We start from the raw sequence: 25109 nt of genomic DNA on the forward strand, positions 1-25109 counted from the left end.
AATGGAAAGGGCCACGCTGAACCACGCATGGCCCTCGTTGGAAACTACTTCGGCATCTTGGAGCCGTCAGTTGCGCAGCCGCCCTTGCCTTTGCAGCTGTTCTTCGCCTTGCAGCCGTTGTCGCTGCTCTTGCAGCCGCCTTGTCCTTTGCAATCATTCTTGCCCTTACAAGAGTGCTTGGTGGTGTCTTGCATTGAGCCGTTTGCAAATGACGCTTTGCCCACCTTCACCACTGACGTGGCGCTGGTTGACGAGGCTGCTGCCTGCATAGTTGCTGCACCGCCCAGCATGCCGGACACTGCCGCGGCAACCATTAAGGTCTTCATTGAGTGTTTCATCGTTGTCATTCCTCCGTAGATTTGCAAATCTAAGACCAGGCATTCACATGCCGGTGGGAGACTTGCTTCTGCCCATGAGACTATGGGACGAACAAAAGGTTACAGCATTTCATCCTGAATGCAACGGGAGACTGGAGAAATCCGCTGGGACGTTGGATTCATGATAAATACAGTGCTTTTTTATAGGATGAACAGCCATGAGTGAAGAGCAGAAACAGTCTTACGCGCACCATGCGCGACGTCAACCGGCGTTCCACTTTTTTCTGATTCCGGTACTCATTCTGAACTTTATTTTCGCGACTGTCTACGACGTGCGCCATCCGAGTCTTACAAGCACATGGATGGTGATTCTTGGCCTAGCCCTGCTTGTGCTGGCATTTCTCTCCCGCATGAACGCTGTAAAGGTGCAGGACCGCGTCATTCGGCTGGAAGAGAGATTGCGCCTCTCATTATTGCTGCCTGGCAACATGCAGCCGCGCATACTGGAGTTAACCGAGCGCCAGCTGATTGCGCTTCGCTTTGCTTCAGACGCAGAAATCCCCCGGCTTGTAGGAGAAACACTCCAGAATAACTTGGATTCGAAAGAGATAAAGAAGCGGATTCAGAACTGGCGTCCCGATCATTTCCGCATCTGAAAATCAGACTTGCTTGGCCTCAAGCTCTGCCCAGCGAGCATAGAGCGAATCCACCAGCGCACTGGCTTCTTCTGTCTGGGCAAGAGCCGCCTGCAGCCGAATCGAATCAATCGCAACCGTTGGATCTTCGAGAGCCGCCTTCTTGCGGGCGAGAGATTCTTCAGCTTCCGCGATCCGCTGTTCGATCTCCGACCACTCGCGCGCTTCGAGATACGAGAGCTTTTTCTTTGATGGCGCTGAAACGGATTTTCCGGCGGTCTTTGCCGCCAGTTCCTTCTGCGGCTTGCGTGATGCCAGCCACGACTCCCACTGCAGATAATCGGCAAAGCGCTCGGCGCCACCCACGCCGTCGAGACCCAGCACGACATTAGAAATGCGGTCGAGCATGTAGCGATCGTGCGTGACCAGCACCAATGCGCCGGGATATTCGAGCAGGCTTTCTTCCAGAATTTCGAGCGTCGCGATATCGAGGTCGTTGGTGGGCTCGTCGAGCAACAGAAGGTCCGCGGGCTGCAGCATGAGCTTCGCAATCAGTACCCGCGCTCTTTCACCGCCGCTTAGCCTGGAGACCGGCTGGTTCAATTGTTCGCCGGTAAAGAGAAAGCGAGACGCCCAGGATGCAACGTGAATCACGCGATCCTGATAGATGATGGAGTCGCCTTCGGGAGCAAGAGCGCGACGTAGCGTCAAAGTCTCATCCATCTGGCGATTCTGCTCGAAGTAGACAACCTTGAGCATGTTGGCGCGCTGAAGAGAGCCAGCATCTTCCTGCAACTCACCGCTGAGCAGACGCAGCAACGTCGTCTTGCCGCTTCCGTTGGGGCCAACCAGCCCGACGCGCATTCCCGCGGTGATGACGAAATTCAGCTTATCGAAGAGCCTCTTGTTTCCGGCGGAGTAATCGAGATCTTCAAGCGAGACCAGTCGCTTGGTCTGACGGTCCGTTGCCGTAAAGTCGATCGCCGCGGAACGTGTCTGCAGGCGGCCGCCAAGCTCGGTCAACTCGCCGATCAACTCGTTAGCGCGATCAATACGTGCCTTGGATTTTGTAGTGCGCGCCTTGGGTCCGCGACGCAGCCATTCCTTTTCAATGCGGACACGATTTTCGAGAGCGTCCTGGCGGCGGGACTGCGCGGCGAGGAACTCCTGCTTCATTTCTAAAAACTCACTGTAATTGCCGCTCACGCGCAGCAGGCCGTCAGGATATGCGCGGTTCAGCTCGGCCATCTGCGTAGTAACATTCTCAAGAAAATAGCGGTCGTGGCTGATAACCACGCAAGCGAAGGGCGCCGATTCGAGAATACTTTCCAGCCATTCGATCCCGGCCAGATCAAGATGATTTGTCGGCTCGTCGAGCAGCAACACGTCGGGCTTCTGCACAAGCGCTTCTATGATGGCGAGACGCTTACGCCAGCCCCCTGAAAATGTAACTGCTTCGGTTTCAAAATCGGCAAAACCTGCGCGTCCCAATGTTTCGCGGAGTCGGGCTTCCCACTCTGTTTCCGGAACTCCTGCGCGCTGCAACGCAGATTGAATGACTGTACGTACGGTGTCGCCTTCGGCGAATTCTGAATCCTGCGCTACGTAGCTCAGGCGTGTCAGCTTTCGCGCGGCCACCTCGCCGGAGTCGGGTTCGAGTTCGCCGGCAAGAATCTTCAGCAGTGTCGATTTTCCTGACCCGTTCGGACCGATGAGACCAATGCGGTCGCCTTCATCCACGGTGAAGGAAATGTCGCGAAAGAGAGAAGTCGCGCCGAATGCTTTCGAGATATCTTTTGCGTTGAGTATGAGCAAAGTGGCTTGATATTTTGACAATATTCCATCCCCCGCGCAGCGAAGGATGGGGCAACAAGGATTTGACGCTAACTTGATTCTGAGCACGGTGAAGAAACTGCTTCCACTTCACCACGCTCAGAATGACGAGCTACTTTAGAAGTTACTTTGCTGCTGCGGCAGCGGCCATGTATTCCTCGTAGGGGCCTTTGAAGTCTTCGATCTTCCCATCTTCAAAGTGCCAGATGCGTGTCCCCACTTCTTCGATCAAATCCTGATCATGCGTGACCAGTAATACGGTGCCCTCGTAGCGCTGCAGCGCGATATTCAGCGCGTTGATCGATTCGAGATCGAGGTGGTTCGTCGGCTCATCAAAGATGAGGATGTTCGGCTTCTGCAGCATCAGCTTGCAGAATAGAAGACGTGCCGCTTCGCCGCCCGAAAGAGCTGCAGTTGGCTTCAATCCTTCCTCGCCGCGGAAGAGCATCTGCCCGAGGATGCCGCGAATGTCTTCGGTCGTGGCCTTCGGATCGAACTGGTGCAGCCACTCGTTGACCGTCATGCCATGCTGGATGACTCCCGCGTGATCCTGCGGAAAGTAGCCGATCTGCGCTTCGTGTCCCCACTTCACAGTGCCTGCATCAAGATCGAAATCCTTTTCTGCGAGGTCCCGATCGTTCGCAAGCAGGGACTTGAGCATCGTCGTCTTGCCCTGGCCGTTGCGCCCGATAAGGCAGACCTTCTCGCCGCGCATGATCGATCCGGCAAAGCCGTCGATAACAACCTGATCGCCATACGTCTTGCGAATGCCTTCGACCTCGAGCGTGTGCTTGCCTGAGGGGCGCACCTGATCGAAACGGATGAACGGACGTTGAATGTTGGAACGCGCGAGGTCGTTCGTTTGCAGCCGCTCGACTTCTTTCTTGCGGCTGGTCACCTGGCTGGAACGTGTACCGGCAGAGAAGCGCGCGATGAACTCATTCAGCTGCGCAATTTTCTTTTCGCGCTGCTCGTTCTGCGCCTCCAGGCGTGAGCGTACCTGCGTCTTGGCCAGCACCATCTCGTCGTATCCACCGGTATAGGTGATGATCGTTTGATAATCGATATCCGCTGTGTGCGTGCAGACGCTGTTGAGGAAGTGGCGATCGTGCGAGATCGTGATCAGCGTGCCTTCAAAGCGCAGCAGAAATTCCTGCAGCCAGTGAATCGAATCGAGATCAAGGTGGTTCGTGGGCTCGTCGAGCAGCAGTGCCTGCGGATTGCCGAAGAGTGCCTGGGCCAGCAGCACGCGAACTTTCTGTCCGCCCTGCAGTTCGCTCATCTTGCGCTCGTGCAGTTCATCGGGGATGTCGAGCCCCTGCAAAAGGATCGCCGCATCGCTCTCGGCGGTATAACCGTCTTCTTCGCCGACAACACCTTCGAGCTCGCCGAGGCGCATGCCGTCATCGTCGGTCAACTCTGCTTTCGAGTAGATCGCGGAGCGCTCTTCCATTGCCGCCCACAGAGCTTTATTGCCCATGATGACCGTGTCGATAACGCGATAAGCATCGAAGGCATACTGGTCCTGGCGCAGTACTCCCAGCTTTTTCGGGCGTACAACCGAACCCTTCTGAGCATCCAGCTCGCCGGTAAGAACCTTCATGAAAGTCGATTTGCCCGCGCCGTTGGGCCCGGTGAGACCGTAACGACGGCCCGATGTGAATGTAACGGATACTTCCTCAAAGAGGACCTTCGATCCGTACCGCATGCTTACATTGCTGACTGAAATCATTGCCTGTCCTGTTGCTTAGACAGTGAACGCAATTCTCGCGACGAGCCTTTATGGCTGTTGCGTCCTCTGTGCTGAAATTTTCGAAATGATGGAGCGCCGTTGCGATGAACCTCAGGAAATGAGGCTAAAACCGCGACCCCATGTCACCGCCGTCTCTTCTATTTTACTAGAAAAAGTGCGAAATCAATACGTTGGTTGCCAATGCGGCTATGTAGGCCAGTACGCTCATGTATGCAAACTGCAGGGCGGGCCATCTCCAGCTGTTTGTCTCGCGTTTCACAATCGCCAGCGTCGAGGTGCACTGCATGGCAAAAGCGAAGAAAACAACCAGCGCCATCGCGCCCCCAAGCGTCAGGTCGTGGCGCAGCGCAGCCTGCAGGCTGAGCGATTGCGTCGCCGGATCGGCCCCATAGAGCGTGCCTAGCGTGCCTACGATGACTTCCCGCGCGATGACCGAACTGAGAAGTCCTATACCGATCTTCCAGTTGAAGCCCAGGGGCTTGATAATCGGCTCAATCCATTGGCCCACATGGCCGATAATGCTCTGCGGCAAATCCGCATGGAAAGGAATATGGCTCAAAACCCACAGCACCAGCGTGACACAAAGGATGACAGTGCCGGCCTGCTTTACAAACACTTTGCCACGGTCGATCAGCCGCAGGCTCAGCGAGCGCACTGTCGGTACGCGATACTGCGGCAGCTCCAGAATGAAAGGTGCCGACGACGCTTTAAGGATGGAAGATTTCAGCAGGCGAGCCGTAGCCAGCGCCGCCAGAAATCCGAGGACGTAAAGACTGAGCATCACGGCAGCCTGCAATCCGAAAAAGCTTCCGAGCAAGGGCTTGTTAGGGATAAACGCCGCAATCATCAGCATGTAAATCGGCAGCCGGGCCGAACACGTCATGAACGGCGCCACCAGAATGGTCGCAAAACGGTCGCGTTTATTCTCAATCGTCCGCGTGGCCATAATGGCTGGCACGGCGCAGGCGTAAGCGGAGAGCAGTGGAATGAATGCCTTGCCGTTGAGGCCAATCGCCCGCATGACGCGGTCAGCGATGAGAGCGGCACGGGCAAGATATCCGGAATCTTCAAGAACTCCGACAAACAGAAAAAGCAGCAATATCTGGGGCAGAAAAACCAGAACGGACGAAACGCCCTTCCATACGCCGTCAATCAGGAGCGATTCGAGCCAACCGTTTCCAAGGAGAAGGCCAACTTTACTGCCTGCGCCCGTCAGCACCGTCTGAAAGGCATTGCTGACGGGCAGGCCCACAGAAAATACGATCTGGAAAACACCGAAGACAACAGCGAGAAATAGCAGCGGTCCGGTGATGCGTCCCAACAGCACTGAATCAATCTTGCGCGTCCATTCAGACGAAAGCGGAGCTTTGTACTTTGTCCGCGTGCTGATACCGGTGGCCCACTGCCGGTAGGAGCGCGGATTACCCATCACGGGCAGCTCCAAACGCGGCTTGACCGTTACCGGTTCGCTTTTCTTATCGAGAAAATGCCGGATGGAGTCCAGCCCCGTACCGCGAGCGGCGCTGATCTTTGCTACCGGAACACCCAGTTCCCGGGCCAGCGCCAGCGTGTCTACCTCGCCGCCGCGTGTTTCCATTAGGTCGCTCATATTGAGCAGAACCAGCGTAGGCAGGCCCAGCGCAAGAATGGGAGCGGCCAGCATCAACTGTCGTTGCAGGTGCAGGGAATCGAGGACCAGCAGCACGGCATCAGGTACCGGCGCGCCTGGCATGCGGCCGTGAAGTACATCCACCGCCACGCGAGCATCTTCTGAGCTGGTGTTAAGACTGTAGATTCCCGGCAGATCGATCAGTGTCAGATCGCCGCGTCCTACGCCGCTGAGCTTTCCATAGTGTTGCTCGACGGTAACGCCGGGATAGTTTGCAACCTTCTGGCGAAGGCCGGTGAGGCGGTTGAAGAGCGTGGATTTGCCGGAATTCGGCGGTCCAACAAGGGCGACTGTCTGGATCTTCCCGGCGACCCGGGGTGTGGGTGCGATCTCGATCGTTGCAGTTGCGCAGCAGTCGCTCACCGTGAACCTTCCTCAAACTCCCGCACGGAAATCCACCGTGCCGTTTCACGCCGTAGCGCCACTTCCATGCCGTCTACTGCGTATACCGTCGGGTCGCCAGTTGGGGCGCGTCGAACGGCCAGGACCAGCGCTTCCGGAGTGAAACCCATGTGCATCAAATGATGCTGGACCTCATCGGGAAGCTTCAGCTCTTCAACAGTTGCCGTGTGCCCGATCTTCAGTTCACTTAACGCCTTCAAACTCACACTCTTCCAGCGGCAACCTGCCGAATCCGTGAATATTCCAATCCTTATCTCTTCATCATAACTCAAACTGCGACCTATTTAATCCTAGTTTATTTTGACGCTGGTTATCCGGATACGTCGATACAATGCCGGCATGAGATACGACGAATTTAGCGCTTCTTTAAAAGAGGATGAGCCGGCGCCAGACCTTCCTCCGCTTTTGCAGGCTTTATGGTGGGACGCGAAAGGGAACTGGGGACAGGCTCATGAAATCGCGCAAGAGATCGATTCACGAGACGCCGCCTGGGTTCATGCCTACCTGCATCGCAAAGAGGGCGATACGGCAAATGCCCAATATTGGTATAGCCTCGGCGGAGGCAAACTTTGCCAATCAGAAGTCGAGGTGGAGTGGCGGGAAATCGTCGAATCTCTTCTGGGAGAAGAATCGATCCCTGGTTGATTTTTGATATTTTTAAATCGATCTGCCGGGACTACAATCCATAAAACATTGCCTGATTCCAGAATAGATCTATGAACGAAAACGTGTTAGACAAGTCGGGCATCAGTGTGCTGGAGAGAGGTCAGGGAGAAAGTTTCTGGCTGATGGGCGACTTCTACGCCATCAAGACCACCTCGGCACAGACGGGCGGCGCTTACTCCATCGTCGAAATAGAATCTTTTCCCGGCAACGGTCCGCCGATGCACATCCACCGCCGCGAAGATGAGTGTTTCTACGTGGTCGAGGGAGCATTTTCTGTCATTGTGGGCGATCGAATCTATGACGTCGCCGATGGCGATTACGTTCGTGTCCCGCGAGACACGCCGCACACATACAAAAATGTTGGAGCGGTTCCGGGCAGAATTCTCGTCGTTCTGACGCCTGGCGGATTGGAACGGATGTGGGCCGGTCTTGGCCAGCCGGGCCGGTTGAACGAAAAACCGAGGATCGAAGACGACACCGTATTGCCTCGCCTGCTGACGCTCGCTCCCGATTTCGGTCTCGAAATCTGCACTTAATTGCGCTCAAAACAGCACAAAAGACGTTCAATTCCGGACATACGTGCACTGATTTTGGACACTTTCCATCCGAGCCATAGAACACGCCGCCCTGATTACAAAAGACTTAACCTCTCTGGCATTTGCCTAATCGGATGCTGCGACTACTATGGCAGGATCATCCACCATGCTTATCAATGACTTACGTTTTGCTTTTCGCCAGCTGTACAAAAATCCTGGGTATTCCGCTGCCATAATCCTCACACTTGCGCTCGGAATTGGAGTAAATACGGCAGTTTTCAGCATGGTAGATGGATTTATGCTGCGCAAATTGCCGTATCCGCAGCCGGAACGGATTGCAGCTCTGGTGCTCCATCGAGAAGGCACGAACCAACAGAGCGGAAAGCTCGTCCAGAGCGAGGCCGATAATCTGACGGGCGCTATCTGGCAGCTTCTCAAAGACAACATCAGCACGGTCACTTTGGCGTCCTATGGCGGCACAGGCGGTGTCAATCTGAAGGCTAACGCGGAAGCCGGCGGAGCCGTTCGCTATGTGCATGCCAGCCGCGTTTCAGCCCATTATTTCGACGTTTTAGGGATTCCACTCTATCAGGGCCGCAGCTTTAGCGAAACCGAAGATCGGCCGAATGGGCCGCCCGTGGCAGTTCTTACCTATGGTCTCTGGCAGTCCACATTTCATGGCAACAATCACCTGATAGGCAGGGCAATCGATCTCAAGGGCGAACCCTTTACCGTGGTCGGGATACTTCCGGAGAGTGCGGTTACTCCGAGCAACGCCGATCTCTTTATTCCACTGCAACCAGCAACGACGGGTGAATGCGGTGGAAAAAATTGTGGCATTCTCGCTCGGTTCAAGCCGGGCGCGGCATGGCAAGAGATAAATACGCAGCTCCGCAATATTCGGCTGCCCCACGCGTCAGAGATGGAGACGAAATATCACGGACGCGAATGGATTTACGCGCGCCCACTGCAACTCGCGTTAGCTGGCGAGATGCACGACAACCTGGCCATGCTGATGCTCGCTGTCAGCTTTATTCTGCTCATCGCCTGCGCAAATCTTGCCGGGCTGGCATTGGTGCGAGTCTCGCGTCGTACGCCGGAAATTGCCACTCGTCTCGCACTTGGTGCACAGTGTGTCGACGTGCTCCGGCAACTATGGATAGAGAACCTGGTACTTGCCGTGGCAGGCGCTGGAGCAGGATTATTTCTCGCGCTGCTGATTCTGAATGGGCTTCGTGGTTTCCTGCCAAACACGATGATTCCGATGGGGGGCTTTCATCTCGACGCGCGTGTACTGGCCTTTACTTTTGGTGTCACTTTAATTACGAGCCTGCTTTTCGGAGCTCTGCCAGCAATGCAGACACGCCGTGTGGATTTGCGCACTGCTATCGCCGCAGGCAGCAAGGCCGTGGCAGGCGGAACGGGCCGCGTACGCCAGTGGCTGATCGGTGCCGAGATTGCGCTTACGGTCATTCTCCTGACGGCTGCAGGGCTTCTGGTACGCACCCTGGTGCATCTGGAAACATTGCCGCCGGGGTTTAATCCATCCAATGTTATGGCCGCGAAGGTCTCGCTTAATGACGTTCGTTACCATGATGCATCTGCCTTCCGCTCGTTGCTGCAAAAGAGCATCACGGCAATCAAGCAGATTCCTGGGGTGGAGGATGCCGCGGTCGGCTTAAGCGCTCCGTATGAAGCGACATTAAATGACTACATTGTGATCGCTGACGGTAAACAAGCAGGCACTGGTGATTCGAGCAGTCTGTCCTACGTCACGACAGATTATTTTTCCACGCTGCAGATCCCGCTTCTGGCCGGACGATTGTTTTCAGACAGTGACAGCCCCACATCGGAGCCAGTGGCAATCGTTAACACATCGTTCGGAAGACATTTCTACAACGATCCGTCTCCTATCGGAAGACACTTTAAGTCAGGCGATTCGGTCTATACGATCGTCGGCATCATCGGTGATGTGCAGGACCAATCCAATGTGATCAGGGAAGCGCCGATTGGGACGGAGCCAATTTTCTACGTGCCAGCAACGCAGATTTCAGGAGCGTCTCTGCCAATCATTCACACCTTTATGCAACCATCGTGGATCGTTCGCACGCATGGACATGTTCAGGGGCTGACGGAATCGATGCAGAAGGCGCTGGCTGAGGCCGATCCTGACCTGCCTTTTTCCGGATTCTATTCGATGCAACAGATTTTGGATGAGCAGCTACAGATACAGCGAGTACAGGTTTTATTGCTGACTGTTCTTGGTTCGCTGGCGCTGGTGCTTTCTGCAATCGGCATTTATTCGCTGGTTTCGAATCTGGTGGTGCAGCGGACGCGCGAGATCGGTATCCGTATTGCGCTCGGATCGACGATTCGGGAGGCTATGGTGCACGTTGGCTCGTCAGGACTGGTGGCCGCGGGCGCGGGACTTGCTGCTGGTATCGCATTGTCTTTTGCGGCGTTGCGGGCGCTTTCCAGCCAGATTTATGGGATCAAAACCTACGACCCGATTACATTTGTCGCGGTTCTGTTGCTGCTCGCAGCCATTGCTATTTTTGCCAGTTTTGGTCCAACGCTTCGCATCAGCCGCATACAGCCTGCAGATACGCTGAGAGTCGAGTGACATGGCTCCAGCCTTACATATCATCCTGAACGCGAAAAACTCCTTTTTGTGTGCCGCTAGTTTCAAGAGTTCATCAGAGACGGAAACAATACAAAAACTTGTTTCAGAACGGCTACGCAAACCAATAGGAGCGCACGACATGCTCGCCGGTATTCGCTACGCATTCCGCCACCTTTGCAGCTTTCCCGGATTCACCCTGGAAACGTGGGTAAGCAGCATTTCTCTCTAAAGACCCATCCTATGTATTGAGCCTTGGTGTCGCCTTCGCGGCGGTAGTGCACTTCAGGGCCAGAACAGAGAATTTTTGTCGTAACGAAGTTTCAGTTCTTTTTCAATTCGTGCAAAGCAGGACGCACAAGCTACAAAACCCCAGGTATCAATCCGTAAGGAGGGTAAATGAATAGGAAACGCATATTAGCTGTGGCGATGAGCATGTCCCTTGCTCTGCCACTTTTTGGTCAGACAACAGAACAGCAGCGTATCAAAGACTCCGCACAGGTACTCAAGGAAATTCTCGCAACCCCCGACAAAGGCATTCCCAAGGATTTGCTGGATAAGTCTGAGTGCGTCGTAGTTTTCCCCTCGGTCAAAAAGGGTGCTTTTGTAGTTGGAGGAAGCTATGGACGCGGTGTTATCACTTGCCGCTCGGGCGAAGACTTCAAGGGTCAGTGGAGCGCTCCGGCTATGTATGCGCTTGAAGGTGCAAGTTTTGGTTTCCAGATCGGCGGTCAGGCTACCGACTTTGTGCTCCTGATCATGAATGAAGGCGGTGCGAAATCGGTCATGTCCAGCAAGGTAAAGCTGGGCGGAGATGCCTCGATTGCAGCGGGTCCGGTTGGCCGTAATACCAGCGCAGAAACCGACATTGTCATGAAGGCGCAGATTCTTTCCTGGTCGCGCGCGCGCGGCGTCTTCGCTGGTGTCTCGCTGGCTGGCTCTACGATGCGTTCGGATGGCGATGCCAATAAAAATCTGTACGGCGAGAGTCTGAGTGCTACGGACATCGTCCGAGATGGAAAGGTAAAGGCACCTTCGGCCGCAGATGGATTGTTGAAGATTCTCGACACAACTACTCCAAGGCAAGCCAGCTAATCATTGAATTGTTTGGATAAAGGCCCCACGAAACTGCGTGGGGTTTTTATTTTGCCTGCTCAGCTGAGCGAAGGCAGGCGGCCGGAGGCTCCAAACAAAAAGATACAGCCGACGGCAAAGCTGTATATCGCGCCTGCGACTGAGAGAAATTGATAAAACCACGGTCGACGCAGGCCGCTGCTAAATAAACCGCTTAATGCGGCAGTCATGGCGGTGTTCATGATGACCAGGCCTACGCCGAAAGCGAGTAATCCCAGGAGGCCGAGATAGGTGCCTCCAAGGCTTGCGGTCAGCAAAAAGAGCATTAGCTGGGTTGGAGTCTCTGCGCCAAGACCGTGCAGCACGCCGATGCCAAAGACCGAGGATCCGTTATAGCTCCAGGCGAAAGGTTCCGGCTGAGGGATATCTTTTTGGTAGACACGGCGAACGCGCCAGATTCCATGACGGAACGCATTGATGAGTAGGGCCCAACGGCTCTGCATGAGCTGATGAGAGTGCGAATGTTTTCGGCCCGAGTGACGCAGGAGATTTGCTACAACAAGAATTCCCAGAACGATGAGCGTCAGGCCGGTGAGCCGCTCTGCCCATCCATCAAGCTTCGCAGGAAGCGAAATGTGCAGCAGAATGACAAGTATCCCCAAGGCGATGACGGTAAAGGCGTGGCCCAGGGCGTACGTAACGCCGAGTCGTATGCCTTGTCGGCTCGTGCGCTGCACGGCAGTGATATCGGAGATAGCAGCAAGATGATCGTAGTCGAAGCCGTGCCGCAAACCAAGCAGCGCGCAGGAGCCAATCGCGAGTGCAAGTTTCCAATGCATCTGAGAACCAAGTGCAGTCTATCGTATTCGGAATTTCTCTGTACTAGCTCGCACTTTCGGCGATTCAGCCTGTGAGTCGGACGAGCTGCTCGGCTTCAATGCGCGGTCCGAGGATTGATACCTTGGGAATCTGCCCACGTGCCATGGCGACTTCATCGCAGCGATAGAGGCGCGGGCAGTTCTGGCAATCCTTGAAAATCTTGTCGGGAAGAGCGGCGCGATCTTCGACGACGCGAAAACCATAGCGAAAAAAGAAGTCGGGGATGCGCGTGAAGAGGCAGACGCAACCGATGCCGTGGTCTTCCGCTTCATCGAGCAGAGCGCTGAGAAGATTCGCCCCCGCTCCCTGGCCCTTCGCTTCTGGGCGGACGACGATCGATCTGACCTCAGCAAGATGCGGTCCATAAAGATGGAGCGCGCCACAGCCAAGAAAGACGCCCGAATCGCTCTCGGCTACTGTGAAATCGCGGACGTTTTCGCATATTTCGGCGAAGGCGCGGCGCAACAGTGTGCCGTCGCTTGAAAGACTGTTCACCAGTTCGTAAATGTTGGTCGCGTCCTGAAGGCGCGCTTTACGCACCAGCATGGGCCGCCTCCGCCGGTTTTCGGATGCCGAGGTCTACAGTACCGTAAGCCTTGACGAGCTTCTGAACGCGGGCTTCTGCATCTTTCAGCGCTTCGCGGACGCGATGCCGTGCCGTCCCGCCGACAACATCATGGCAATCGAGCGTAGCTTCGAGTGTGATTGCGGCAAAGAAATCGTCTTCGAATTCAGGGCCGAATTGTTTCAGCTCTTCAAGTGTCAGGTCGTTCAGCTCGCAACTCTTGTCGAGACAATAACGGACAGCGTTGCCGATCTTTTCGTGGGCCTTGCGGAAGGGAACTCCCTTGTAGACGAGGTAGGTCGCAGCCGCCATAGCATTCAGGAAGCCGTTCTCGCACGCGGCACGCATGCGGTCCTCGCGGAACTTGAGTGCAGAGGTAAACTTCGCCAGCAGATAGACAGTAAGATGCATCGCGCTGGTCGCTGCGAAGACCGGCTCCTGCGTCTCCTGCATGTCTTTGTTGTAGGCGAGCGGAAGCCCTTTGAGCTGCAACGTTACCGCCTGCGCCGCGCCGTTGACGCGGCCAACCTTGGCGCGGACCAGCTCGGTCAGATCAGGATTCTTCTTCTGTGGCATCGCGCTCGATCCTGTCGAGAATGCCTCAGGAAGATCGACGAAACCGAATTCAGCCGTAGCGAAGAGCGTGATCTCTTCGGCGAAGCGACTGGCATGCAGCGTCAGCAGGGTGAGCGCATGCAGGTATTCGAGCACGAAGTCGCGGTCGCTGGTTGCATCCATACTGTTCGCGGTGGGAGCGCTGAAAGCAAGCTCCTGCGAAGCGATAGTACGGTCGAGCGCCAGAGTTGCGCCCGCAATAGGCCCCGAACCGAGTGGAGAATAATTCAGACGCGCAATGCAGTCTTCAAGTCGCGAAGCATCACGCAGCAGCATCTCGACATAAGCGAGCAGCCAGTGTGCAATGAGAACAGGTTCGGCTCGCTGCAAATGTGTATACGAAGGCATCACGGCTTCTCCGGAAGCCTTCGCCAATTCGACAAGTGCTCGCGCCCACTCGCCGATGTTGGCGATGAGCATCCGCGAACGCAGACGAATGTACAAACGCAGGTCGGTCGCAATCTGCTCGTTGCGGCTGCGGCCGGTATGCAATTTGAGCCCGAGGTCGCCGATTGCTTCCACCAGCTTCATCTCGACGAAGTGGTGAATGTCTTCTGCGTTCGACGCTTCGTCCATCCACTGCTTCGCGTCTTCGGCCACGCCGTGCAACGCGATTGCGCTCAGAGCGTCTCCGATCGTAGATTGCTCTGCGTTGGTCAGGATGTCCGCTGCTTTCAGCGCAAGGGAATGCGCCTTGCTGGCAGCTACTTCTTCCTGAAGCAGCTGTCGGTCAAAGCCGAACGAACGTTGCCAGTGGTCGAAAGTTGGGTCGAGCGGCTCGCGAAAGCGGCCAGACCACATCTTGGCGTGCTGTTCGCTCATCAGTTCTCTTCGCCTTTCGTTATGCTCTCGTTTTTCGTCCCGCTGTTCAGTTGCGGCATCTCCGAGCCGTGGCTCAGTGTGATGAGGCCTGTCTGCGCGTATGTCATCAGCTTGGCGCGGGTGTCGGTGATGTCGAGATTGCGCATGGTGAGCTGGCCGATGCGGTCGCGCGGAGAAAAGGCCGACTCAGTCTTCTCCATGCTCAGGCGTTCGGGCGCAAAGGTGAGGTTGGGCGACTCGGTATTCAGAATCGAATAGTCGTTGCCTCGGCGCAGCTCGAGCGTGACCTCTCCGGTGATGGCGCTCGCCACCCAGCGCTGTGCGGACTCGCGGAGCATGATGGCCTGGGGATCGAACCAGCGTCCCTGGTAGAGCAGGCGGCCCAGCTTGCGGCCATTCTCGCGGTACTGCTCGATAGTGTCCTCGTTGTGAATGCCGGTGATGAGGCGCTCATAGGCGATGAAAAGCAGAGCCATGCCCGGAGCTTCATAAATGCCACGGCTCTTGGCCTCGATAATGCGGTTCTCAATCTGGTCGCTCATGCCCAGGCCGTGACGTCCGCCGATGCGGTTGGCTTCGAGCAGCAGCTCGACCGGATTCGAGAATGCGTTGCCATTCAATACGACAGGGAAGCCCTGTTCGAAGCGAACCGTTACCTCTTCGCGCCTGACATCCACATCGTCGCGCCAGAAGGCCGTTCCCATGATGGGCTCGACGATGCTGATGCTGCTCGAAAGCTGTTCGAGGTCTTTGGCTTCGTGCGTGGCGCCGAGAAGGTTGGAGTCGGTAGAGTAGGCCTTCTCAGCGGACATCTTGTAGCCGAAGCCGGACTTCTGCAGGAAGGCGGACATTTCGGCGCGGCCGCCAAGCTCATCGATGAAGAGCGGGTCGAGCCACGGCTTATAGACCTGCAGATCGGGATTGACGAGCAGCCCATAGCGATAGAAACGCTCGATGTCATTCCCCTTGAAGGTCGAGCCGTCGCCCCAGATGTTAACGCCATCTTCTTTCATGGCTGTGACCAGCATGGTGCCGGTAACAGCGCGTCCCAGAGGCGTGGTGTTGAAGTAGGTGATACCTGCAGTCGAGATGTGGAAGGCTCCGGACTGCAGCGCGGCGATGCCTTCGCGAACCAGCGGCCCGCGGCAATCGATGAGCCGCGCATTCTCCGCGCCGTACTCAAGGGCCTTGCGGGGGATGGCGTCGTAATCGGTTTCGTCCGGTTGGCCGAGATTGGCGGTGTAGGCATAGGGCAGCGCGCCTTTCTGCTTCATCCAGTGAAGCGCGGCGCTGGTATCAAGGCCGCCGGAAAAAGCGATACCGACTTTCTGCCCAACCGGCAGACTTTCAAGAATGACAGACATACAAAACCTCGGGTTCTTCGGTTGCTGTGATATTCGACCAGCCTGGGGCACCCACCACTTAGCGCAAAGAGGGGGAGACAAACTTACTTCACCTGCTTTGCCCCGCCCAGCAACATAAGCATCAATGCCTTCTGCGCGTGCATGCGGTTTTCCGCCTGATCAAAGACGACAGACTGCGGACCATCGAGAACTGCGTCCGTTACCTCTGCGTTGCGATGCGCCGGCAAGCAGTGCATGAAGACCGCATGCGGAGCGGCGTACGCCATCAATGTTTCATTTACCTGATATGACTTGAAGATCGGCGCGCGCTTCGTCGCTTCATGCTCAAAGCCCATGCTGGTGCATACATCGGTGTATATGGCATCCGCTCCGGTGACAGCGGCAACCGGATCGTTGACAAGTGTGATGTCGCTCCCGGTAATGTTTGCAATGGCGCGCGCCTGCGCCACAATATCTGCTTTAGGCGCATAGTTTTTAGGAGTACCAATGGTGCAGTGGGCGCCGAGCTGCGCCGCTGTGAGCATCAGCGAGTGGCACACGTTATTGCCGTCGCCGACATAAGCGAACCGAAAGCCTTTGAGCGAACCGAAGCGCTCCTCAAGCGTCATGAAATCCGCCAGCGCCTGGCATGGGTGTTCGAGATCGCTGAGAGCGTTGATGACAGGAACGCTCGCGTATTGCGCCATCTCGGTAATCGTTTCGTGGGCATACGTCCGCAGCACGATGAGAGAAACCCACCGTTCCAGATTGCGGGCAATGTCACCTAGTGACTCGCGCTCACCCAGAGGCGACTGCGTCTGATCCACGAAGATCGCCGAGCCGCCAACAGTATTGATTGCAGCCTCGAAGGTAAGCCGCGTGCGCAGTGACGACTTCTCGAAGAACATCACCATCTGTTTAGCATCGAGTGCGTGACGATAGTCTGACGGCTTGGCTTTTACTTTATGCGCCAGTTCAAGAATGCCAGCAACTTCTGCGGGTGTGAGATCGGTGATGGAGCAGAGATCCCGGCCCGTGAGCGATGCCGCCAGACCAGCCTCCTGCTCCAAAACTGCAAATGCTTTGCTAGCCAATGTGTGTTCCTCCGTTGGTGTGAGCGTGCTCACCCGCGGGTGCGGGGCTGTGCTCGGTGAAAATTTCGTCAAGCGCGGCGATGGCTTCATCGACATGCTGCTTTCCGAGAACAAATGGCGGCAGGAAGCGCAGCACCGTCTCGCTGGTGCGATTGATGAGAATATGCCGCTTCTGCATTTCGGCTAGAACGGTCTTTGCCAATTCTGCCGAATCAAGTTCTGCCGCGAGCATGAGGCCGAGGCCCCGCACCGCTGTGATGGCATTGTGCTTCTGCTTCAGTTCATTGAGCTTCTGCTGAAAGTAGCTGCCGATCTCGTTGATGTGATCGAGCAGTCTTTCTTTCTCAATTGTGTCGAATACTGCGATGCCGACTGCGCAGGCCAGCGGTCCGCCGCCGAAAGTCGTGCCGTGCATGCCCGGGTGAATCGCCTGCGCTACTTCCTCGGTGCAGAGCATGACGCCGAGCGGCAAGCCTCCGGCGATAGGCTTGGCAAGCGTCGTGATATCCGGCTGAATTCCGTAATGCTGGTAGGCAAACCATTTTCCGGTGCGGCCCAGTCCTGCCTGGATTTCGTCGGCGATCAACAGTGCGCCAGTAGATTGCGTCAGCTTACGTGCGGCTTCGAAGAACTCCTGCGATACAGGGTTGATGCCGCCTTCGCCCTGCACGACTTCGATGAGAATGGCGCAGACATCGGTGGAGAATTTCGTCTTCAGATCGGCAACATCGTTGAAGCGGACGAATTCTACGTTAGGCATGACCGGCGCGAAGGGCTCGCGATACTTTTCCTTGTGCGTCGCGGCAACTGCACCCATCGTGCGTCCATGGAAACTGTGCTCGAGCGCGAGAAACTTCGTTCCCAGCCGCTTGCCTTCGCTGCGCCTCATGCCTGCATAAGCGCGGGCCAGCTTTAGTGCTGCTTCATTGGCTTCAGTGCCGCTGTTGCTGAAGAAGGCGCGATCCATACCGCTGGCCTCGGTGAGGCGCAGCGCCAGCTCAGCCTGTCCTTCGTGGAAAAATAGATTTGAGGTGTGGATGAGTTTCTTGCTCTGCTCGGCGATCGTCTCGACAATAGCCGGATGTCCATAGCCCAGCGCGTTCACGCCGATGCCGCTCAGCAGATCGAGATAGCGGTCGCCATTTTCGTCGATGAGGTGAACGCCCTCTCCGCGCACGAAGAGAATGGGATTCCGCTCATAGGTTTGAAGCAGCAGTTTTGCTTCTGCCGCCTGAATTGCATCCAATTTCATTCTTTGATCTCCTATGCGACCATCACTTCGGTGCCGTGGGTAACGCGCGTGCTGCACAGGTCGGGCAGCACGCCTGCAAGTTCAGCGGGAAGAATGCGTACACGCTTGACGCCTTGCAGCAGCGCTTCGCGGCAGGCGCCAAGTTTCGGCAGCATGCCGCCGCTGATGACTGCGTCTTTCGTCAAGGCAGCGATTTTATCGATACTCAGCCAGCGCATCACTTCGCCGTCCGCACCGCGTACCCCCGGGACATCGGTGAGGAAGACCAGCGCATCGGCCTTGCAGGCTGCGGCGCAGGCCGCGGCCATCTCGTCGGCGTTGATATTGTAGTATTCGCCGTCGAAGCCGAGCGCAAGGCTCGACAATACCGGCACCGCGCCCATCTTCCAGATGGCCTCGAGCCATCGCGTGTCCGAAGCAACGATCTCGCCGACAAAGCCGAGATCAGGAGCCGTCCTCTTCTTACGCGCGCGGAAGATGAGTCCGTCGCCGCCGCACAATCCGACGGCAGACTGCCCATGTGCTCCGAGTGAGGCAACCAGCGATTTATTCACGGCGCCACTCAGGACCATCAGAGCGGTGTCGCGTGTTTCAGCATCGGTGACCCGCAGCCCGGCGATAAATTCGCTCTGCTTGCCAAGCTGTTTGAGAGTTTTCGTCAACTGCACGCCGCCGCCATGTACGAGGGCAACCTGGTTGCCGTCTTTCACCAGCTCGGCTATGGCTTTCGCGCAGCTCTCGCGCAGTGCAGGATTCTCCAGTGCGGCCCCGCCAAGTTTTACGACATATCTCATGCCAGACCTTCCGATTCGTTCCATCCGTACATTACGTTCAGGTTCTGCACCGCCTGTCCGGCAGCGCCCTTCAGCAGGTTGTCCAGGCAGGACACGATCACGCATAGTCGCCCATCGGCGGCCAGCTGGAAACCGATGTCGCAATAATTCGTGCGCACGGAATACTGAATCTGCGGAAGCTGTCCGGCAGGGAAGACCCTGACCAGCGGGCTATCCTTAAAGAAGTCGCGATAACAGGCTTCCACCTCCGCGGCCTTCTTCGGTTCTTTGAACGATACGTAGATCGTCGAAAGAATGCCGCGCGGAATCGGTAGCAGGTGCGGCGTAAAGATGATCTGCTCGGGTTGGAGCGCGAGCTGTTCCAGCAATTCGCCAGTGTGCCGGTGACCGAAGACGCCGTACGCAGAGAGGTTGTCCGCTGCATACATAAAGTGCGTTTTTGCTGAAGGAGCTTTACCCGCGCCGGAGACGCCGGATTTCGAATCGCTCACTATGCCACGGCTGAGATCGATCCAGTTCTTAGCAACCAGCGGCTTGAGCGCAAGAATGATCGAGGTGGAATAGCAACCGGGGTTGGCGACTAATGCCGCATCTTTAATCTCATCGCGGTGCAGCTCCGGCATGCCGTACACGCTCTTTGCCTGCGCAGCAACGGCGGTCGCAGTGCCTTCGTCTTCAAATTTATATACGGCGCGATTGCCGGCCTCGGTCAGCCGCCATGCTCCGCTCAAGTCGATGACACGAATCCCGCGCTCGATGGCCTCGGGAGCCAGAGTCCGCGACTGCTCGTGCGGAGTCGCCAGAAAGAGCACATCGACGCCGCGCTTCTTCAACAGATCCCAGGAGAATGGCTGGATAGCGAGCGAGCGTGAGCCGTTATTATCCAGCAGATGCGGATGCAGTTCGGTAAGCGGTGTCGGAGAACCGGAGGCTTCCGCGCGCCCGAGGAATAAAGGCGGTACATCCTTGAGCCGTGGATGGTTCAGCAGCAGCCGCGCCAGCTCCATGCCGGCGTAGCCGCTCACTCCCAGTACCGCAGTTTGCAAAGTCTTTTTCATCCAATCATCTCTTCGAGGCGCGTGCGCAGCTGTGCTGCCCGTTTCTGATCCGGACAAATAATCAATACGGTGTCGTCACCTGCCAGAGTTCCAACCACCTCCGGCCAGTCTTCGCCATCGATACCCAGAGCAACAGCCTGTGCGCTGCCGCCGGTCGTAATCAGTACCAGCTGGTTCTGCGCCTGGTTGACCTTCAGTCCGAAGCTGCTCAACACGTCATGTACAGACGGAAGGTCATCCTCCTCAAACTGCCCATTTCCATTGCCATTCGGTAACGCGTATCCGTTTGGTCCCTTATATAAATGAAGTTCGTGAATATCGCGCGAAACCGTAGCCTGGGTCACGTCAAAACCGCGCCGGATGAGCTTGCGCCGCAGCTCTTCCTGATTGGAAATAACGGTTGAGCCTACCAGCTCACGAATTGCATTGTGTCTCTCTATTTTGCTCAAACTGAAAAACGCGGCCTGTATGCCGCGCCTCGCTTTGCATAAAAATACAATTCAATGTATAAATATACAGACGCAAATTGTCAAGAATGGTTGCAATCTTTTGCAATTTTAATTGCATCCGAAAATGTGCAAGTCTTCTGGCTTCAATTCATCCTCATTTTGATCTTAAAAAATTCTGGTGCTTGCCACGGAAAAGAGTCGTATAGTTACCTATGGGCTACATAACTTTTTTTGATTCGCCGGTGCCACCGGGGCGCCACGGTGTCTCTCCCGCCCCAGACCGCCCTTCATTGATCGATCCCCGTTTCGACCACGACTCCTGTGGAGTTGGCTTCGTCGCGACCCTGACCAATCAGCCCTCGCATGACATTCTTGACAAAGCACTCACCGCGCTAGCACGCCTGGCGCATCGTGGCGCCGTGGCCGCCGACGGCAAATCGAGCGACGGCATTGGTATCTGTACCGGCATTCCCCGTGAATTTCTGCTTGCCTCTACCGGCGTGACACTTGCACCCGACGCGCCTCTTGCCGTTGGTGTCGTCTTCTTTCCGCGAGATGTTGCCGAATCGCACGCAGAACTGGAACAGGTGCTCACCGATCAGAATTGCCAGGTGCTGGGATGGCGTGATGTGCCCACGCGCCCGGAAATCCTCGGTGAAATTGCTTTGTCCACGATGCCGGTGATCCGGCAGGTATTGATTACTTCGAAAGATACGGATCATCTGAACCGTCGCCTGTACTTAGCACGGAAGCAGTTTGAGCGCAGTGGAGCTCCGGGCTATGTTTGCTCACTTTCATCAACAACGATGATCTACAAGAGCATGTGCGCCGGACGGCTTTTGCCCGAGTTTTATCCCGATCTCGCCGATTCGCGTTTCGTGACCCCCTTTGCTGTCTTCCATCAACGGTATGCAACGAACGTTGCCCCTTCATGGGATCGTGCGCAACCCTTCCGCATGTTGTCCCACAATGGCGAAATCAACACTGTATGGGGTAACCGTGCGCGCATGGACGCCCGCGCCGCTACGCTTGCCGAAGAGCTGAAGCCGATCTTCTCGCCCGATGGCTCCGACTCGACCAGCCTCGATGAAGTGCTTGAGTTGCTGGCACACAATGGCCGGACGATTGCCGAGTCAGTACGCCTGTTGCTGCCGCCTGCGCAGGAAAAAGGTAACTCTGCATTTTTCGCATACAACGAAGACTGTCTCGAACCATGGGACGGCCCGGCTGCGCTTTCCTTTACGGACGGCCGTTTCGTAGGCGCCGCGCTTGATCGCAATGGTCTCCGGCCTTGTCGATTCTTCGTGACGGAAGACGATCTTGTAGTTGTCGGCTCAGAGGCCGGTCTGGTCGATTTGGATCCGGAAAAAGTGATTCACAGCGGTCGCCTCGGCCCCGGCGAAATGCTCGTTGCCGACATTCAGAAACACAAGCTCTACGAAAACGACCAACTGCTGGAAATTTTCGATCAGGCTGCTCCGCAGTACGAAAACCTGCTGGAAGAAACGACGCTCGATCCGAAAACACCGGTCGCTGCTCTCAATGCCTCCGACCTGTTGCGCCTTCAACTTGGATTCGGCTACACCCGCGAAGATGCACGCATGATCTTGCAGCCGATGGCCAGTGACGGTAAAGATGCCGTCTGGTCGATGGGCGACGATACGCCACTCGCGCCGTTGGCACGCACACCCAGACCCGTCTACGCGTACTTCCGCCAGCGTTTCGCGCAGGTCACGAATCCTCCTATCGATTCGCTGCGCGAAGCCATCGTGATTCAGCTGCACACACGTCTCGGCCCATGGCCCAGCCTCCTAAATAAGAAAGCGCACCTGCCCGGCCTTTCGCTGTCATCGCCGTTCCTGTCTCTCGGGCAGATTGAAGCGCTGCGGACACGTAAACATGGTCTCGCAGATGAGCTGCCGCTTGCAGTGCTCGACTGCGTCTTCAATCCAGCCTGCAACCTGGTGACGGCGATCGATGATCTCTGCGCCAAGGCCATCGATCTCGTGCGCGGTGGCGCGGCGATTCTGCTGCTCACCGACCGCATCTGCTCGCAGACTGCCATTCCGATTCCGATGGCTTTGGCAACGGGAGCCGTGCACCATGCGCTGATCCGCGCCGGTGAGCGCACTCGCGTGGGCCTCGCTGTCGAAGCCGGTGATTGCCGCGATCTGCATCATGGGGCGGTCCTACTCGGCATGGGTGCAGGTGCCGTATGCCCTTGGCTGGCGCTCGAAACCGCACGCTCGGTGAATGCCGAAAAAGGTGAAGAGAACCTGCTGCATGCCTTGGATGCGGGTCTCGCCAAGATCATGTCGAAGATGGGTATCTCGGTAGTGGACAGCTATCGCGGCGCGCATCTCTTCGACTCTATCGGTCTCAATGCCGAAGTCATTGACAAGTGCTTCTTCGGTACGCCTGCTCCGCTCAGTGGCGTTGGCTTTACCGAACTGGAAAAGCCTCTTCGCGAGCAATGGACCGCCAGCTTCAATGAAGATGCCGCTCCGGGAGATGCTCCGGGCGGTACGACAACGGCGGTCAAGGATCTGCCTGATTACGGCTGGGTTCGTTTCCGCAAGGCGGAGAAAGCCGAGCCTCACTCCTGGCAGCCGCAGACCGTGCGTCTTCTGCAAACCGTCGTCGGCACTGCTCGCAATGCCACCGCAGTCGCCGAGCCGGGACAGGCCTGGGCCGCATTCGCCACCATTGCAGTCGAAAAAGAGCCAGCTGTACTGCGCGATCTGCTGGAGTTCCGGCCTGCGGGTGCTCCACTGGCGATGGAACAGGTCGAGACCTCAGGCAATTTCTACAAGCGCTTCATTGCCAGTGCCATGTCTCTTGGTTCGCTCAGCCCTGAGGCGCACCAGACCATCACCGCAGCGATGAACATGCTCGGCGGCCGCTCAAATACAGGCGAGGGCGGAGAAGACCGCGCCGTTTACGACCCTAAAGGCGAGCTACCCCTGAATGGCGTGAATGTTCCGGCTCATCTGCTCAATAACAAGGTCAAGCAGGTAGCCTCGGCGCGCTTTGGCGTGACCGCCGAATACCTGATGAATGCTGAAGAGATCGAGATCAAGATCGCGCAAGGCTCGAAGCCCGGAGAGGGCGGTCAGTTGCCCGGTCACAAGGTCACGGAGCTGATCGCGCGCCTGCGCCACGCACAACCTGGTGTCCAGCTCATCAGCCCGCCGCCGCACCACGATATCTACTCGATTGAAGACCTTGCGCAATTAATCCACGATCTGCGCCGTGTCAATCCCAAGGCTGCCATCGGCGTAAAGCTCGTCTCTGAATTTGGGGTAGGTACAGTAGCCGCAGGCGTGGCCAAAGCGTATGCCGACTACATCGTCATCGCCGGTCATAACGGGGGAACCGGAGCGTCGCCACTTTCGAGCATCAAGTACGCGGGCAATCCGTGGGAGCTTGGACTCGCCGAGGCGCAACAAGTGCTCATCCAAAACGGGCTGCGTGGACGCGTTCGTCTCCGTACCGATGGCGGATTGCGTACGGCTCGCGATGTTCTCTTTGCCGCCATGCTCGGTGCGGACGAATTCGCTTTCGGCACCGCTGTTCTGGTCGCGCTCGGTTGCGATATGGCGCGACAGTGCCATCTCAATACCTGCCCCACGGGCATTGCCACACAACGTCCTGACCTCCGCGCAAAGTTCCGCGGTCGTCCCGAGCATCTGGTCAAGTTCTTCGAAGAGCTGGCACGCGATATTCAGGCGCTGCTGGCCAAGCTCGGCCTTCCGTCGCTTGAAGCAGCGATAGGTCGCACCGACCTGCTGGAACAGCTGCGTCACGACGGCGGCCTCGACCTTAAGCCTCTGCTGGCCGCTCCTGCAACCGGCATAGTCAGTTGGCAAGGCCAGCGCAATCTGAGACCCGAAGAGCATGCTCCCATCGACGACGCCTGGGTTGCCCCTGCGATTGCAGCTTACAAGGCTGGTGTTCCGTTCGAGATGGAAGCCAATGTCGTCAACGAAGATCGTACGCTCGGCGCACGACTTTCGGGCGAACTGGCTCTCTTGCAGGATTATGGCGTAGCTCCACAGGCGCCCCTGTCGTTCAAGCTGAAGGGCGTTGCCGGTCAATCATTTGGAGCCTTCGCTGTTCCGGGCCTGTCGCTTACGCTCGAAGGCCTTGCCAACGACTTCGTGGGCAAGGGACTCTGCGGCGGTGAGCTCATTCTTCGCGGACAGGGCCGCGCTGCCCGAGAAAGTGAGCGGCACGTCATCCTCGGCAACGTGGCCCTCTACGGCGCAACCGGCGGCACGCTCTTCGCTGCGGGGCGTGCTGGCGAGCGCTTCGCGGTGCGCAACTCTGGCGCCGTCACCGTTGTCGAAGGGGTGGGCGATCACGGCTGCGAGTATATGACTGGCGGACTGGTAGTTATCCTCGGCGATACCGGCATCAATTTCGGCGCTGGAATGACGGGCGGTCTGGCGTGGGTCTTCGATGAGGAAGACAAGTTCCTCAGCGAAGCTCGCTATCACTCTGACTTCCTGAACGCGGAAGGCTATGGCGCGCTCGACGAAGAGGCACAAGCCAGTATCCGGGATCTGATTGCGCTGCACGCGGAAAAAACCGGCAGCACCCGCGCACAATGGCTCCTCGCCGAATGGGACAATCTGGGTGAGCGGTTCATCCGGCTGACTCCGAAGAAGCAAGCATAGATAAGAGAAAAGCGCGCTCACATAAGGCGCGCTTTTCTTTTTCATTTCGAGAAA

20 protein-coding genes are annotated in these 25109 nt (G+C 56.7%); 6 read left to right on the top strand and 14 right to left on the bottom strand.

Annotated features, from left to right (window positions below):
- Positions 1-44 precede the first annotated feature (44 nt).
- Complete coding sequence (locus GSQ86_RS01335) at positions 45-347, bottom strand: hypothetical protein (RefSeq protein ID WP_254062061.1); 303 nt, start codon at positions 345-347, stop codon at positions 45-47.
- A 188-nt stretch (positions 348-535) separates the two neighbouring features.
- On the opposite strand from GSQ86_RS01335, the gene GSQ86_RS01340 reads away from it, so the two are divergent.
- Positions 536-973, top strand: a complete 438-nt coding sequence (locus tag GSQ86_RS01340) for a DUF6526 family protein (protein WP_158748152.1) — start codon at positions 536-538, stop codon at positions 971-973.
- Positions 974-976: 3 nt separating this feature from the next.
- On the opposite strand, the gene GSQ86_RS01345 is transcribed toward GSQ86_RS01340, so the two are convergent.
- The 4 genes from GSQ86_RS01345 to GSQ86_RS01360 all read right to left on the bottom strand — a co-directional run bounded on the left by GSQ86_RS01345 (position 977) and on the right by GSQ86_RS01360 (position 6815).
- Positions 977-2788, bottom strand: coding sequence for an ABC-F family ATP-binding cassette domain-containing protein (locus GSQ86_RS01345; protein ID WP_254062062.1), 1812 nt, complete (start codon positions 2786-2788; stop codon positions 977-979).
- A gap of 121 nt (positions 2789-2909) precedes the next feature.
- Positions 2910-4517: an ABC-F family ATP-binding cassette domain-containing protein gene (locus GSQ86_RS01350; RefSeq protein WP_158748153.1), complete on the bottom strand. Its 1608-nt coding sequence runs from the start codon at positions 4515-4517 to the stop codon at positions 2910-2912.
- 166 nt (positions 4518-4683) lie between these two features.
- A complete protein-coding gene (feoB, locus tag GSQ86_RS01355; protein ID WP_158748154.1) occupies positions 4684-6570 on the bottom strand; it encodes a ferrous iron transport protein B in 1887 nt (628 codons plus the stop codon).
- Complete coding sequence (locus GSQ86_RS01360) at positions 6567-6815, bottom strand: FeoA family protein (RefSeq protein WP_254062063.1); 249 nt, start codon at positions 6813-6815, stop codon at positions 6567-6569. Before GSQ86_RS01360 ends, feoB begins: the two co-directional genes overlap by 4 nt.
- Before the next feature lie 94 nt (positions 6816-6909).
- Between GSQ86_RS01360 and GSQ86_RS01365 the strand changes: the two genes are divergently transcribed.
- From GSQ86_RS01365 to GSQ86_RS01380, 4 genes are all read left to right on the top strand, one after another.
- Complete coding sequence (locus GSQ86_RS01365; protein WP_254062064.1) at positions 6910-7254, top strand: hypothetical protein; 345 nt, start codon at positions 6910-6912, stop codon at positions 7252-7254.
- A 71-nt stretch (positions 7255-7325) separates the two neighbouring features.
- On the top strand, positions 7326-7811 hold the full coding sequence (locus tag GSQ86_RS01370; RefSeq protein ID WP_158748155.1) for a quercetin 2,3-dioxygenase: 486 nt from the start codon (positions 7326-7328) through the stop codon (positions 7809-7811).
- 166 nt (positions 7812-7977) lie between these two features.
- Positions 7978-10434: an ABC transporter permease gene (locus tag GSQ86_RS01375; protein ID WP_254062065.1), complete on the top strand. Its 2457-nt coding sequence runs from the start codon at positions 7978-7980 to the stop codon at positions 10432-10434.
- A gap of 396 nt (positions 10435-10830) precedes the next feature.
- Positions 10831-11526, top strand: coding sequence for a lipid-binding SYLF domain-containing protein (locus tag GSQ86_RS01380; RefSeq protein ID WP_158748156.1), 696 nt, complete (start codon positions 10831-10833; stop codon positions 11524-11526).
- A gap of 59 nt (positions 11527-11585) precedes the next feature.
- Here GSQ86_RS01380 and GSQ86_RS01385 read toward each other — a convergent pair whose 3' ends face one another.
- From GSQ86_RS01385 to GSQ86_RS01425, 9 genes are all read right to left on the bottom strand, one after another.
- On the bottom strand, positions 11586-12344 hold the full coding sequence (locus GSQ86_RS01385) for a hypothetical protein (RefSeq protein ID WP_158748157.1): 759 nt from the start codon (positions 12342-12344) through the stop codon (positions 11586-11588).
- Positions 12345-12408: 64 nt separating this feature from the next.
- Positions 12409-12930, bottom strand: a complete 522-nt coding sequence (locus GSQ86_RS01390; protein ID WP_158748158.1) for a GNAT family N-acetyltransferase — start codon at positions 12928-12930, stop codon at positions 12409-12411.
- Positions 12917-14386, bottom strand: a complete 1470-nt coding sequence (argH, locus tag GSQ86_RS01395; protein WP_158748159.1) for an argininosuccinate lyase — start codon at positions 14384-14386, stop codon at positions 12917-12919. The genes GSQ86_RS01390 and argH overlap by 14 nt, the downstream gene beginning before the upstream one ends.
- Complete coding sequence (argG, locus tag GSQ86_RS01400; protein WP_158748160.1) at positions 14386-15750, bottom strand: argininosuccinate synthase; 1365 nt, start codon at positions 15748-15750, stop codon at positions 14386-14388. The genes argH and argG overlap by 1 nt, the downstream gene beginning before the upstream one ends.
- Before the next feature lie 83 nt (positions 15751-15833).
- Entirely contained in the window at positions 15834-16823 is a 990-nt protein-coding gene (gene argF, locus GSQ86_RS01405) for an ornithine carbamoyltransferase (protein WP_254062066.1), read from the bottom strand.
- Positions 16816-18075: an aspartate aminotransferase family protein gene (locus tag GSQ86_RS01410; protein WP_158748161.1), complete on the bottom strand. Its 1260-nt coding sequence runs from the start codon at positions 18073-18075 to the stop codon at positions 16816-16818. The genes argF and GSQ86_RS01410 overlap by 8 nt, the downstream gene beginning before the upstream one ends.
- An 11-nt stretch (positions 18076-18086) precedes the next feature.
- Positions 18087-18869: an acetylglutamate kinase gene (gene argB / locus GSQ86_RS01415; RefSeq protein WP_158748162.1), complete on the bottom strand. Its 783-nt coding sequence runs from the start codon at positions 18867-18869 to the stop codon at positions 18087-18089.
- Positions 18866-19927 carry an N-acetyl-gamma-glutamyl-phosphate reductase gene (gene argC / locus GSQ86_RS01420; RefSeq protein ID WP_158748163.1) on the bottom strand — a complete coding sequence of 354 codons (1062 nt, stop codon included), beginning with the start codon at positions 19925-19927 and terminating at the stop codon, positions 18866-18868. Before argC ends, argB begins: the two co-directional genes overlap by 4 nt.
- Positions 19924-20376: an arginine repressor gene (locus tag GSQ86_RS01425; protein WP_158748164.1), complete on the bottom strand. Its 453-nt coding sequence runs from the start codon at positions 20374-20376 to the stop codon at positions 19924-19926. Before GSQ86_RS01425 ends, argC begins: the two co-directional genes overlap by 4 nt.
- 212 nt (positions 20377-20588) lie before the next feature.
- Between GSQ86_RS01425 and gltB the strand changes: the two genes are divergently transcribed.
- Positions 20589-25055, top strand: a complete 4467-nt coding sequence (gene gltB / locus GSQ86_RS01430) for a glutamate synthase large subunit (RefSeq protein ID WP_158748165.1) — start codon at positions 20589-20591, stop codon at positions 25053-25055.
- The last annotated feature ends 54 nt before the right edge of the window (positions 25056-25109 follow it).

It is taken from the genome of Acidobacterium sp. S8, from assembly GCF_009765985.1.
Lineage (GTDB): Bacteria > Acidobacteriota > Terriglobia > Terriglobales > Acidobacteriaceae > Alloacidobacterium.

Bases quoted from the DNA above. Each gene is read 5' to 3' on its own strand.
- argC (WP_158748163.1), bottom strand. From the start codon at position 19,927: ATGAAAAAGACTTTGCAAACTGCGGTACTGGGAGTGAGCGGCTACGCC.
- GSQ86_RS01335 (WP_254062061.1), bottom strand. From the start codon at position 347: ATGACAACGATGAAACACTCAATGAAGACCTTAATGGTTGCCGCGGCA.
- argG (WP_158748160.1), bottom strand. From the start codon at position 15,750: ATGTCTGTCATTCTTGAAAGTCTGCCGGTTGGGCAGAAAGTCGGTATC.
- GSQ86_RS01410 (WP_158748161.1), bottom strand. From the start codon at position 18,075: ATGAAATTGGATGCAATTCAGGCGGCAGAAGCAAAACTGCTGCTTCAA.
- GSQ86_RS01390 (WP_158748158.1), bottom strand. From the start codon at position 12,930: ATGCTGGTGCGTAAAGCGCGCCTTCAGGACGCGACCAACATTTACGAA.
- GSQ86_RS01350 (WP_158748153.1), bottom strand. From the start codon at position 4,517: ATGATTTCAGTCAGCAATGTAAGCATGCGGTACGGATCGAAGGTCCTC.
- GSQ86_RS01375 (WP_254062065.1), top strand. From the start codon at position 7,978: ATGCTTATCAATGACTTACGTTTTGCTTTTCGCCAGCTGTACAAAAAT.
- argH (WP_158748159.1), bottom strand. From the start codon at position 14,386: ATGAGCGAACAGCACGCCAAGATGTGGTCTGGCCGCTTTCGCGAGCCG.
- GSQ86_RS01370 (WP_158748155.1), top strand. From the start codon at position 7,326: ATGAACGAAAACGTGTTAGACAAGTCGGGCATCAGTGTGCTGGAGAGA.
- GSQ86_RS01380 (WP_158748156.1), top strand. From the start codon at position 10,831: ATGAATAGGAAACGCATATTAGCTGTGGCGATGAGCATGTCCCTTGCT.
- GSQ86_RS01385 (WP_158748157.1), bottom strand. From the start codon at position 12,344: ATGCATTGGAAACTTGCACTCGCGATTGGCTCCTGCGCGCTGCTTGGT.
- GSQ86_RS01340 (WP_158748152.1), top strand. From the start codon at position 536: ATGAGTGAAGAGCAGAAACAGTCTTACGCGCACCATGCGCGACGTCAA.
- argB (WP_158748162.1), bottom strand. From the start codon at position 18,869: ATGAGATATGTCGTAAAACTTGGCGGGGCCGCACTGGAGAATCCTGCA.
- gltB (WP_158748165.1), top strand. From the start codon at position 20,589: ATGGGCTACATAACTTTTTTTGATTCGCCGGTGCCACCGGGGCGCCAC.